This window comes from Bacteroides reticulotermitis JCM 10512 (assembly GCF_000517545.1).
GTDB classification, from domain to species: domain Bacteria; phylum Bacteroidota; class Bacteroidia; order Bacteroidales; family Bacteroidaceae; genus Bacteroides; species Bacteroides reticulotermitis.
This window is the reverse complement of sequence record NZ_BAIV01000008.1, coordinates 97,813-109,318: the sequence shown is the minus strand read 5'-3', so window position 1 is coordinate 109,318 and position 11,506 is coordinate 97,813. Positions and strand designations below refer to the sequence as shown.

18 protein-coding genes are annotated in these 11,506 nt (G+C 38.1%); 10 read left to right on the top strand and 8 right to left on the bottom strand.

The genetic code is table 11. From position 1 onward, the window contains the following. Window positions 1–150: 150 nt before the first annotated feature. The 5 genes from JCM10512_RS06700 to JCM10512_RS06680 all read right to left on the bottom strand — a co-directional run bounded on the left by JCM10512_RS06700 (window position 151) and on the right by JCM10512_RS06680 (window position 3,591). A complete protein-coding gene (locus JCM10512_RS06700) occupies window positions 151–936 on the bottom strand; it encodes a DUF1828 domain-containing protein (protein WP_044161605.1) in 786 nt (261 codons plus the stop codon). Further along, window positions 923–1,468: a DUF6978 family protein gene (locus JCM10512_RS06695; RefSeq protein WP_044161604.1), complete on the bottom strand. Its 546-nt coding sequence runs from the start codon at window positions 1,466–1,468 to the stop codon at window positions 923–925. Before JCM10512_RS06695 ends, JCM10512_RS06700 begins: the two co-directional genes overlap by 14 nt. Before the next feature lie 74 nt (window positions 1,469–1,542). Next, entirely contained in the window at window positions 1,543–2,331 is a 789-nt protein-coding gene (locus tag JCM10512_RS06690; protein ID WP_044161602.1) for a hypothetical protein, read from the bottom strand. Window positions 2,332–2,341: 10 nt separating this feature from the next. Beyond that, window positions 2,342–2,944, bottom strand: a complete 603-nt coding sequence (locus JCM10512_RS22415; RefSeq protein WP_044161600.1) for a zinc ribbon domain-containing protein — start codon at window positions 2,942–2,944, stop codon at window positions 2,342–2,344. Then, window positions 2,944–3,591: a S24 family peptidase gene (locus JCM10512_RS06680; RefSeq protein ID WP_044161598.1), complete on the bottom strand. Its 648-nt coding sequence runs from the start codon at window positions 3,589–3,591 to the stop codon at window positions 2,944–2,946. The genes JCM10512_RS22415 and JCM10512_RS06680 overlap by 1 nt, the downstream gene beginning before the upstream one ends. Before the next feature lie 526 nt (window positions 3,592–4,117). Between JCM10512_RS06680 and JCM10512_RS06670 the strand changes: the two genes are divergently transcribed. Continuing rightward, complete coding sequence (locus tag JCM10512_RS06670; RefSeq protein ID WP_044161594.1) at window positions 4,118–4,336, top strand: hypothetical protein; 219 nt, start codon at window positions 4,118–4,120, stop codon at window positions 4,334–4,336. On the opposite strand, the gene JCM10512_RS06665 is transcribed toward JCM10512_RS06670, so the two are convergent. Next, window positions 4,323–4,640 carry a hypothetical protein gene (locus tag JCM10512_RS06665; protein ID WP_044161593.1) on the bottom strand — a complete coding sequence of 106 codons (318 nt, stop codon included), beginning with the start codon at window positions 4,638–4,640 and terminating at the stop codon, window positions 4,323–4,325. The genes JCM10512_RS06670 and JCM10512_RS06665 overlap by 14 nt on opposite strands. 461 nt (window positions 4,641–5,101) lie before the next feature. Between JCM10512_RS06665 and JCM10512_RS06655 the strand changes: the two genes are divergently transcribed. From JCM10512_RS06655 to JCM10512_RS06635, 4 genes are all read left to right on the top strand, one after another. Further along, a complete protein-coding gene (locus tag JCM10512_RS06655) occupies window positions 5,102–5,902 on the top strand; it encodes a phage antirepressor (protein WP_044161588.1) in 801 nt (266 codons plus the stop codon). Window positions 5,903–6,201: 299 nt separating this feature from the next. Beyond that, entirely contained in the window at window positions 6,202–6,414 is a 213-nt protein-coding gene (locus tag JCM10512_RS06645) for a hypothetical protein (protein WP_044161584.1), read from the top strand. A gap of 2 nt (window positions 6,415–6,416) precedes the next feature. Further along, on the top strand, window positions 6,417–6,665 hold the full coding sequence (locus tag JCM10512_RS06640; RefSeq protein WP_044161582.1) for a hypothetical protein: 249 nt from the start codon (window positions 6,417–6,419) through the stop codon (window positions 6,663–6,665). A gap of 301 nt (window positions 6,666–6,966) precedes the next feature. Further along, a complete protein-coding gene (locus tag JCM10512_RS06635) occupies window positions 6,967–7,191 on the top strand; it encodes a hypothetical protein (RefSeq protein WP_148298298.1) in 225 nt (74 codons plus the stop codon). Here JCM10512_RS06635 and JCM10512_RS06630 read toward each other — a convergent pair. Then, entirely contained in the window at window positions 7,172–7,495 is a 324-nt protein-coding gene (locus tag JCM10512_RS06630; RefSeq protein ID WP_044161578.1) for a hypothetical protein, read from the bottom strand. The two genes, JCM10512_RS06635 and JCM10512_RS06630, sit on opposite strands and share 20 nt — an antisense overlap. A gap of 18 nt (window positions 7,496–7,513) precedes the next feature. Then, complete coding sequence (locus tag JCM10512_RS23120; RefSeq protein ID WP_044161576.1) at window positions 7,514–8,263, bottom strand: hypothetical protein; 750 nt, start codon at window positions 8,261–8,263, stop codon at window positions 7,514–7,516. Window positions 8,264–8,432: 169 nt separating this feature from the next. On the opposite strand from JCM10512_RS23120, the gene JCM10512_RS06620 reads away from it, so the two are divergent. The 5 genes from JCM10512_RS06620 to JCM10512_RS06595 all read left to right on the top strand — a co-directional run bounded on the left by JCM10512_RS06620 (window position 8,433) and on the right by JCM10512_RS06595 (window position 11,476). Further along, window positions 8,433–9,095 carry a hypothetical protein gene (locus tag JCM10512_RS06620; protein ID WP_044161574.1) on the top strand — a complete coding sequence of 221 codons (663 nt, stop codon included), beginning with the start codon at window positions 8,433–8,435 and terminating at the stop codon, window positions 9,093–9,095. Between the two features lie 170 nt (window positions 9,096–9,265). Further along, a complete protein-coding gene (locus tag JCM10512_RS06615; protein ID WP_044161572.1) occupies window positions 9,266–9,520 on the top strand; it encodes a hypothetical protein in 255 nt (84 codons plus the stop codon). 206 nt (window positions 9,521–9,726) lie between these two features. After that, window positions 9,727–9,963, top strand: coding sequence for a hypothetical protein (locus tag JCM10512_RS06605; protein WP_044161568.1), 237 nt, complete (start codon window positions 9,727–9,729; stop codon window positions 9,961–9,963). A 20-nt stretch (window positions 9,964–9,983) separates the two neighbouring features. Continuing rightward, entirely contained in the window at window positions 9,984–10,814 is an 831-nt protein-coding gene (locus JCM10512_RS06600) for a hypothetical protein (protein ID WP_052517132.1), read from the top strand. Further along, a complete protein-coding gene (locus JCM10512_RS06595) occupies window positions 10,811–11,476 on the top strand; it encodes a lambda exonuclease family protein (RefSeq protein ID WP_044161566.1) in 666 nt (221 codons plus the stop codon). Before JCM10512_RS06600 ends, JCM10512_RS06595 begins: the two co-directional genes overlap by 4 nt. The last annotated feature ends 30 nt before the right edge of the window (window positions 11,477–11,506 follow it).

The window sequence follows — 11,506 nt, the reverse complement described above, 5'->3', positions numbered from 1 at the left end:
GAACTCGCGACCCCCAGCTTGGGAAACTTGATAATAACTGGTGTATATTTCTATTTATAAGCCTATTATAAAGGGATAAGATTCTATTTGACCCTGTAATTGACCCGATTAATAATATTTTTGAATTTGCGTAATTTGTGATACGATTAATTAGGCCACGTTGAACGCATTTTTAAAATCTGAAGATTGACGCTTGCTCCAATACTGAATTTCCGTCCCTTTAGATTTCATGGCATCTAAAAAGACTGGGTTAGGCTCAGATATTGTGTCATTTATTATGGCTAGACCTCTAACATTCTTCCCGTTAGTGTCTTTCTCTCTTGACTCCTTTACGTCTCCCCAACTAAACAAGAATCTTTCTAATCCATCTTGCCTTATCTCATCAAACGTTTTTATAAGCATCTCATCCGCTCTTCCTGCAATCTGGAATTCAAATTTATACTCAAGCCCAGATTTGCCCTTTACAATAAAATTTGGAGTATATATCATTTCTTTTTTGTTGAAAAAGCGTTCAACATCTTCTCTGAAAATAGATTTAATATTAGGCTTTGAAAGGTATTGCATATTGGAAATGTCCAATATAGCCATCAATATGTTATGCTTAGCCTTGTAGAAGTCGCTCATATCACATTCTACCCTTATCTCACCATTTTTAATTACGACTCCATTTAAATTCGAAATTGAGTTTGCCAATTCTCTTCTTTTTCCCTTGGATAAGTCGACTCCCATTAAAGATAGGTTGTCGATAGTTTCTCCATTATCGGTTAAAACTACCACATCCCGTGACTTCTTAACGTAAAGATCAATGCTATCATTAAATAAGCCCGCATAGGGAGTTGAAACCATGGACCATCCCGTTTCACGGTTCTCTGTTACAAATGTATTATCTTTAAGCCATTTGTAGTAATCCGATATTTTGTCATCAATCCAATTCATCGAAATAAACTGTTGGGTCTCTAATTAATTCAATTTCGTTTTTCAAGTTAATATACTCGTTAAAAGCTTGTACAGCAGATGCAAAGTTAGAATTAATATTGGTATTGTCTATTGATTTGATGAGGAAATCGCTTTTACTTAGCGGAATTGCCCAATTTGATCCGTGTCCTTCAACATATATATGAATATGGCTTTCATTTATCCACATATCTGAAAACTCTTTAAAGTACATTGGGACATTATCTTTATATGGAGGGTTTCTATGTCTTCCATTATAATCGATTCTAACTATTGGCGTATAATGCTTATTTTCTTGATGGTGCATAGATATCTTACAACCTGCAAGCGTATTAAGCGTTATTTTATACTCAAAAGTAAAATCCACTTCATTACTAGATAACTTCAATTGCAACGCATTTTCTTTGCTGAAATTAAAAATAAGTTTCTTCCCATTTATGAGTTTCTTACCTGATATATGCTTTTCAAGATTGAGCCATTTGTCTATTTCGCTCTTTTGTATAACCTTTCCCATGGTACTTTACGTATTTGCTACTTTATATTGGACCTAAGTGTATATTTAAATAGGTATTCCTTAGTTGGTAGACATTATTGAGCCTCAATTTGCTCTGATATCATAAATCCATTTGAATACATTCGGGTTGGCCCAACGTATATTTCGGCACGTCTTTTATTTAGTTGAAAGATGGCGCTAACCTGCATTGTTCCGCTATATATATATCCTCCATATTTTATTATATCACTTTCGGATGTTCCTAGATCAGCGTAGCTATCTATTACGGGGTTGCCATATATGCTTTTGTAATTATCATATGCGGACTTAAACATCGTAATAGGATATGTGTAGTCAACTTTTGTAGAGAACACCTTATTAATATTTTTCTCATAGGTTATCTTCCGAACTTTATTGTCCTTAATATAGTAAGTAGAAATTACGCCTGATTCCTTATATGATAATACATCGGGCGATGAATTGTATGGAGTTCCTTTTGTTCTTAATACTTTATCTTTGCTATCTCCAATTAATGCAGTCGCAAGTTCCGTTTGGACTACATTTAATTTTATTAACCCGGTTACTATCTTTTCCCTATCTGTAATCGCAACCTTAATAGTGTGCTCACCCAAAGAATTAGCATACCATGTGTATGTATTGTCCGATTGGGGTATCGTGTTTATCTTTTCATCATTGTCATACCATGTCAATAAAAGGTTAGGATTGTCAGATTCATATACGGCCGTTAATAATATTCTCTGGTTCTTTCCTATTACTTCATCACTTGATTTTATTGTTACCAAAGATGGCATATAGTCCGGCTCTTCTCCATTCGAACACGAGAATAAAGAAATTACCATTAGTATTAGCAGATTCTTGTTCATTGTTGTATGTTTAATTTATAAAATGTATTATCGTATATATGAGGCATGATGACGATAGGAATATGAGGATAGCGGACATACACCCGATATTTTTGATATCCATATTGGAAGCCTTAAACATCATTTCTTTCTGCTGATCCGTTAATATGGTTTTATCGTTCATTGCTACCCTATCTATGTAGTCCTTGAAAGTGTTAAAATCGCTGTTTATATGACTTGAATACAACCGTTTAATTTCGTCTAGAGCATCTTGACCCTTAGCATTGATAAACGTTTTCAAAATAAGATTGTCTATTTCGCTATTTTCCTGAATTTCAACCGTTATGGTCTTCGCCTCTCCCGCCTTGAACTTCTTCCCGCATTTAAGACATGTTATATTCACATCCCTACTTCCTATCGTTCCTGCTAAAATACCAATACCGCCTACAGCTAACGATCCAACCAGAGCCTTTCCCCCACTGAACCCCTTTTGCTCAGCATGTATATCTTTTGATCCGCAACTCGGACATCCCAAATACACGTCTAGCTTAGTCTTTATTGGCATTCCACAATTAGGGCAACTGTCAGCCTTATCACTTACCTGTTTTCCACATTCGGGACAATTTATTAGCATTACAGTATCCTCCCGTGAAACGTTACTCTATATACCGCCTTTATATCCTCTTTCCGAATAGGGAATTTCGGGTAATTGGGGGATATGCACCAAAGAATTTCATCATCCTTCTCGTCTATCGCCAAATGTTTTATCATTCTATCATCATTGGTGACTATTAGATAGGTTTTGTCGGGATCGACCATGTCCCATTTGTCTACAGGTACGACGCCTACTGTGTCTCCGGAATTTATTTCGGGCTGCATACTGAATCCAACCACTGGGAAAAGCCATTTAGCGTAAATGCCTGGCAGGTCTATCCATCCCGTTGGGCTTTCCTTGGTTTCAATCATCTCTGACCTACCGGCACTTACAGGTAGATTTTCAAAATAAGGAATTGATCCTTTTGTCGGAGTTTGACTGATTTCATCTTTTGTGCTGTCTTCTTTCAGCATTTTGCCTTTTCCAGTGATAATATAGTCAACATTGACTTCCTCGTATGCTTCGCACAAGGCATATATTTTATCCAGGGACACATTTTGCTTTCCCGTCTTGATGTGGGATTTAAGATTTTTGTCTATTTTTAATTGGGACTTGATGTCTTCATTGCTAATATTTAGCTCTTGCACAACGTCCATAAACCTTTTAGATATAACATTTCTATTCATGATTTCTTTTTGGGTGTATAAAATATATGCTATATTTGTAATCGAATCATCCGCAACATGATTTCTGTTATTGTTAAACTCTCCAAAGTTACGGTTTGGATGATAATTTTGTAGTTATGAATAATGTCGATACTCTTACTAGAATGAATCTTGATCTATTGGCTTCAAGCCTTGCATCTCAACTTTATCTATACTACCGTAAAGAAGAGATAGAATACTTTCTCTCACTTTTGAACGGTAAATTGGAATTAGATAAAATGTCTGACTCAAATGACCTAAACAAGAGGAGTAATATATATCACATAGTTCAATCACTTGAGAGATAACGCTATTAATGCCTTTTTTATATCCTCATAATTGATATTTTTGAAATCGTCTTTCATCCCATTTTTGAAATAGATGGTAACATGTCGATTGTAGGATATGTGAGATATTTCCCGTAAATCAATGAAAAAGACATCATTAATTGTCTCTTTCTTTACTTCAATAAAATAATCCGTATGTTCCATTTTAAAATATTTATAATATGATTAAATTCGATTCAAACAACAAACCTGTATTAGATGAAGAGTTTCTCCAATATGAGAAAGAGTGGCATCAACTTAGAAAGGATACCATAGAATACGGGAACAAGAGGCAAGAAGAACTCGATGAAAAGTTTGGGCTAACCGATTTCCAAAAAGCATGCGCCTTTGATTATCTCGCTAAAGCTCACAAAGAGACCGCATTCTTCAAAGATTTCTAAGAGTTTCCTTCAGAACCTCTACGGCTACGGATTTTATTAATTGCGTAGCCTTTTCTTTCTGCTTTTTGACCATTCCTCCTGTATATCCTCCACTAATCCAAAACGCGAACCCTTTGGGCGTAAACTTTGGAGTTATAGCCCCATATATCCCCCATCCTTCTTCTACATATCCATCATTCTTTACTTCATCAAATAGGTATTTCCATAGCATCCCCTCTTCATCTGTAAAATGATGAAGATAGACACTCTCTTTCTCTTCTGCGAGCTTCAAAATGTAGTCTTTAAATCCTTCTATATCTTTCATCCTCTTTTATAATAAGGTATAATCATCGGCAATAGTTAAATAATGTTATCGGTATATATTTTATATGCCGATAGTTTTGTGGCATATAAAATATATACTATGTTTGCATTGTAATCAAATCAATAATCAAACAAACGGATACAAAAATGGCTGTCACGACAAAACCGTGACTACATCCATTCAGTACGGTGGTAAAGGTAGTGATAGTCATTCATGTATCCAAATAAAAACGGATAAAATCAAACAAGTATGAGAGAAGAAGTCAAAATTGAAACTTTACGAGTTGTCACTCCAAGTAAGCCAAAGATAGTACAAGGAGATAACAGACAAAAACACCGAGTTGTATCCTTATGCTCGTACTTTAATAAAACGAATATGGAGCATCTTTACAAGGTGAGGGTAAAGACATTGGTGGATAACCAAGTTTTCCAAGTGTACGCTGAATCTAAAAATGTGTAACCATGAACGAAATTCAATTATTCAACAATCCGGAGTTCGGAGAAATTCGAGTCGCAATGAGCGAAAGCAGCGAACCGCTTTTTTGCCTGGCTGATCTATGTCAAATGTTAGCTTTAAGACAAGGAGATGTGAGACAACGACTTAGCGATGGGGTGGTTTCAACCCAACCCATAATTGATAGCTTAGGTAGAGAACAACAAGCCAACTTCGTAAATGAAGATGGGTTATATGACGCAATTCTCGAAAGCCGCAAGCCAGAAGCGAGAAAAATACGCAAGTGGGTAACAAGCGAGGTTCTCCCTTCCATCCGCAAAAACGGCGCATACCTCACTGACTCCAAAATAGAGGAAGTGCTCACCAATCCCGATACCATTATCAAGCTGGCCACGCAGCTAAAAGAGGAACGTGCAGAAAAGCAACGACTGTCACTCATCGCAAACGAGCAAAGCAATCAACTTAAACTGCAAGCTCCAAAAGTGGAATACTGCGATAAGGTTCTATCAAGCAGTGGACTCCTTACCGTCACTATGATTGCTGACTGCCTCGGGATATCCGAAATAAAGCTAAACAAGTTGTTGAGAGAATGGAATGTGCAGTACAAAGAAAGTGGGACTTATCATTTGTACACAAAATACAAAAACTACGGATACACCGAGACCAAACCATACCCCTACACGGATTCAAACGGCAACATAAAAACCCGTCAACACATGTATTGGACCGAAAAGGGCAAAAAGTTCATATTGGATTGCTATGCAAGGTATCAGCAATTACAAAATATAAAGAAAGGAGCGATAGCATGAAAGAAGTAACAATGTATCAATGCGGATTCTGCGGAAAAACGTTTAACGACCTATTATTGGGTTTATCCCACGAGGAAGAATGCTTCATGAATCCAAAGGCGAAAGGTTGCTGTACCTGCGATTGCTACGGAACAATAGGCTCTGAAAACGGGATTGTCAGATGTAAGAATGGGATACATATAGGAAATAACAGACGCATGTGGCCAGGCCTACAAAATTTCTTTCCGGAATATAAAAGAGGATGCCCTTTATGGAAAAGAAAATCGGAGGAATAATCATACCAGAAAGGAAGTTTAATCATGGGAAAGAAAAGAGTTCTCGGCGAGGTTAAGCCTATTGATAAAGTCTGGCTGAGTAAGAAAGAGCTATGCGCCTACCTTGGAGTCAGTGACAGGTATATTGAAGCCACAATTAATATCAACCCCAAGATAGAGGTATACAGGATAAGCGAACGCATCTATCTGTACAACAAGCAGAACATCGACGAGATGATAAAGAAGGCGAGGATATAGTAATGAACACAAAGAAAATTGAAAATCAGCTAAACGATCTTTATAAAGAGCTTGAAGATGTGGTGTCAATGTCGGGCGAAGAAGTATGCCGAAGATATAACGCTGATGACAAGGGTGAGATCGTGGCAGGTCTTCAAGCTGAGATTGAGGATTTGGAAGAAAAATTACATGGGTATGATGAGTGCGAAGACGATGGCATGGACTACATAAACTTACAAATCTCTCAAGGACTCCCCGTTACTCACTGGTAATTAAAACACAACCACGCATCCTATATAGGCGTAGAGAATATTCTATATAGGAACAAGGCGAAGAAATTCGCAAAGACATACAAAAACAGCCGCACAATCAGGATAGCGGGATATAAATAGACTGGTCGAGCCGAGCAAAGGCAGGTGTGTCGGTCGTGTCTTGGCGGTACAATAATGTACAACGAAAGAATTATCCCATTGCCGGCACACATACACCTTTATTATTGTAATGCAGCCGCAGACCGTTCCAAGCCGGAAAATGCAGAGGACAAAAATTATCAATCATTTAAAACTTGAAATTATGAAAATCAAAACAGAATTTGACATCAACAGGGCACGACCAAAAGAATCTACCGTGAATATTACAATAGAAGGTCTTCCCGTCGTTGAATTAGACTACTTAAAAGACATCCCTGAAACCATCAAAAAGGACTTCACTGAGAAAATATTGATGATATGTCATCCGACTAAGAAGGATGCAATTAGGGAATATTTAAATGAGATGTTTAATCAGCGTACTTCTTGATGTATTCAATAAAGTAATCAATGAGGTATATGAACCTTTCGAAATATGAATCATCATCTTCCGAAGAAAATGGTAAATCCATAGGCTTATTACTATCAAGCATTGTGAGATACTTGGCCAGAGGCAAATTTCCATCAAAAGCATGCACTAAGTGTTTAAAATCCATTACAGCTTTGCTTATACCCGGATAGTCATCCCCGAGTAGATCCTTTTTTACTCTCATTTGTGGACCTTTATTGCGGATGTCATTCACCCTGATCTTGAGCAACTCCGCTTCTTGGATATAGAATTCTTTTGTTTTCATATTTCTATTAATTATAAGTTATGAAAAAAGTAACGATCGCAACTTCGTCAATGATGCAGCGTAATCAACCGTCGCAGTCGTCTCGAGATGATCAAACAGATCTTCTAAAGAGCTCCAACGGCGCATGTCCCCAAAGTGAAGGATTATCTTCCAAAGGCGAGGGTTCTCCTGAAAAAGAGGTAGAATTGTCGCAGACAAATTTGAGTAAATATCCCGATGGTACACGGGCTCAGCAAGTTTATCCGCAACAGATTTCAGATATTCCGAACAGGTCTCTTGAGCAGTTCCAAAATTTGCATTGCGACACGCTATTACATGAACCTTGTATGAGATGCGATTGTGATTGTCCAAAGCACTACTTATCCGAAGAACATCGCAAAGAGCAATTAGCCTATCTAAATGGCAGATAGATGAAAGGTCGCATATGGCCTCTTCAAACCATTGTAATCCTATCATTTCACTGGTCATTGGTCCATTAACTAAATGGTGACAATACTCATGAGCGAATTGGTAAATCCAGCGCCACCATTCATCTCCTGTGACATGTAGCATTATGAGATGGTCTTTATCTCCTACCTTATATATTGTTGGGCACTCACCTTTATATAACAAGGTACAATTGCACGTTTGGAATACATCATCTCCAGTCCAACAAGAAAAGTCGATTTGAACTTGCTGGAGCAGACGATGCACTATTTCCTTATCATATTCTCCAAATCTCGGATCTTTCCCAACATAAATGTTTGTAGATATTTGGTCGCTTCCCATAATAATAATGATTTAAAATTTGACTCAGCAAATATAATTTATTTCTCAACACGGTGTGCATATTTGATTTAAAATTTGACAGATTTATTCCTAATGCACATCATCCCGGTGTAGCTTGACCGCTTATCCGGGGACTAAGCGATATTTATAACTTAAAAACAAATAACTTATGAATTTAAGAATTACAAATTTGAATGTCCATCTACATTTTTATGGGCCTATTCCAAGTGCTAACGCAGTAAATGAGTACTCTGCCACAGAACAGAGCAAAGGAGAGTATTACACAGATAAGTCCGCTACAGATGGTGTATACTTCTGTACAACCAACGGGCACTTATGGGATGCAAGCCGCTTTGAAGAATGCAAGAAAGCGGAAACTATCAAAGGTGTTGCAATTGTCAAAGGTGAGCACCGCTTTATTGTTTCCCCGAAAGGTTCAAAAAACATGATACTGTTGGATGGAGACAAGACATTGCCCGGGGCTATTTACGAGGACTACCAACAAGCTCTGAAAGACAATGAAGGATATGCCAATACCCGAAAGCTCCTTGAACTAGGAAGCCCTGCCGCCGAGTTCTGTAAAAGCCTTGGCGAAGAATGGTATTTGCCTACGATGAGTGAAATGCAGCTCATGTGTGAGCATAAAGCGGATTTGGATGAATGTTTATCCAAGATTGGCGAAAAGATGCCTGATGAGTGGCATTGGACCTCGACGAGGATTTCTGAAAGATGTCATTTCGCATTCTACTGGGTCGATGGTTACAGGGACTGCAGCGTTCAGAGCAGCATCTTTCGGGTCCGTCCAGTTTCCGCTCTTTCTCCGTCACTTTAACTTTTTAACTCTTCAACCCCGTCAGTTCTCGATTACTGGTACAACTGTAAAATGTTGGCGGGGAGCAATGGATGTGCCATCGACCTAACGGGCGTTAATTAGCAACTTCGCCGCTCTTGATTGTGAAATTAGGGGCGGTTTTATTTTGCCAACAATAAACAAATATAGTCATGGATAAAAGCAAGATGAAATTGATCACCAAACTCTTTGAAGACATCATTGAGTTTAACGCAACTCATGCAACGGATCTATTCTTTGGATATTGTCCTCACATAAGGGCGGTGTGGTTTAGAGGATTTGCGGGAGGATGGAATTATAAAAATGATAGTCCGGATTTAGATTTTACATTCTACTACGATGGTGCACTAGCTAGTAATCCTGAGAAACTAAATGAAGTATATAAATACATGGAGGACTCAAAATGAAAAAGGTAATAAAAAACGTCGCACTGCTTGGATTACTCTCCTTGCCGTGTTTTCTAGTTCTCAATGAGCCGAACCCCATCACTCAGGAATTCAATTGGTGGGTGAACGTTTTGGGGATTGGTTACTGCGCATGGTTCTTTAAACGAATTAAAAGAGCGTTTTCTCCCTTAATAGATGATTGACTCTAAATATAAACAATTATAGATATGATAAAGACAAGTATTGAAAAATTAGCGAGTGAGATTGGGTACGACATTGGTAACTCTGACGATATTGCTCAATCCAACTTGCTGAACGGACTGGCAAGAGGCTTATGCAATTCTATGGATGAACAAAACTTCCATACTCAATTAGCTTACATTGCAGATAAATTAGACAATAAGTCAAAGAGGTTGATAAAAGAGCTTTATGAATTCATAAAGCTACAAGAAAACGAGAATTAACTTTTAAAATATATTGAATTATGGGATTAGAAAATTATGAAGTATTGGAAGTAAATGCACAAGAATCTCAAATTGTGCAATTAGACGCCGTAGAAAGAGCGAATGTAGATTCGCAGGTAGCAACAGCAAAACAATATCCGAGAGATATAAGAAGAAGCATTGATAATTCAGTGGTCATGGCCACCATGAACGGGGAAACGGCACAAAGTTGCGGGTATGCCCTTCCACGTGGAGGAAAGCCTATTACTGGGCCGTCCGTCCATTTGGCAAAAATCATAGTTTCCAATTGGGGGAACATGAGAACGGAAGCTAAGGTTGTACAGATTACCGAAAAGCAAGTGATAAGCCGTGGCACGGCGTGGGATTTGGAAACAAATGTAGCGTCAGCATTCGAGGTCAGAAGAAGTATTATAGACAAGTATGGGAAAAGATATAGCGATGATATGATTACTGTCACAGGAAATGCAGCTAACTCAATCGCATATCGTAATGCTGTATTTGCCGTGATTCCAAAGGCTATAACGGATAGAGTATATCACGCCGCACAAAAGTTTATCACCGGAGATTTGTCGGATGCAGACAAGCTTCTAAAGAAAAGAGCGTCTGTGATTAACGCCTTCAAAAATGATTATGGAGTACTGGAAGAGGAAGTGATAAAACTGTGTGGGAAACAGACATCTAACCAGATTAACGCAAACGAGCTTTCCCTATTAATTGGGATTATCCAATCTCTAAAAGACGGGGACACCACCGTAGACGAGCTTATGAAGCCTATACGTGGGACGAAAGAAGCCAGACATGAGAATGTTAAGTCTGCGTTGCTTGACAATGATAAAACGGATGACAAATGATTGAGCAGAGAACCAAGGATTGGAAAATACAACGTCTTGGAAATTTTACAGGCAGCGCAATCGGCAAGCTAATGAAGAGTGGTAGAAAGAAAGATGAAACTTTCGGAGATACCGCTCTTTCTTATATCTATCAGATTGCCTCTGAAAGAAATTTGAAAGACATTGTGGTTGAAAATGATGATGTTTGGCAATCTTATGAAGAGCAAACATCTGCATGGAGCAGGGCAATGCAATTCGGTATAGATTGGGAGCCAGATGCAAAGAGTGAATATATAAAGCATACAGGTAACCAAGTGGAAGATGCTGAAAGTATTTCTCATGAAACGATACCTTTCTTTTCCGCATCCCCTGATGGGATAATATACGAATCGGGAAATGTGGGAGTGTTGGAAATTAAATGCCCATCTCCTGCTGTATTTATGAAATACAGGAGTGAGATTAAAGATAACGCATCGTTACTCTTGATCAATCCCGATTATTTCTTTCAAACACAAGCGGAGATGATGGTCACAAAGGCTTCCTTTTGTGATTTCGTAGTCTTTAATCCATTCCTGATAGAATGGATTCACGTTGTTAGGATAACACCAGATCAATCATGCTTTACGGAAATAGAACGCCGGATAAAATTGGCTAATGATCTTATAAAAGAAATCCTAAAATGATATGCCTTACCGACATCAAAACTGCTATCC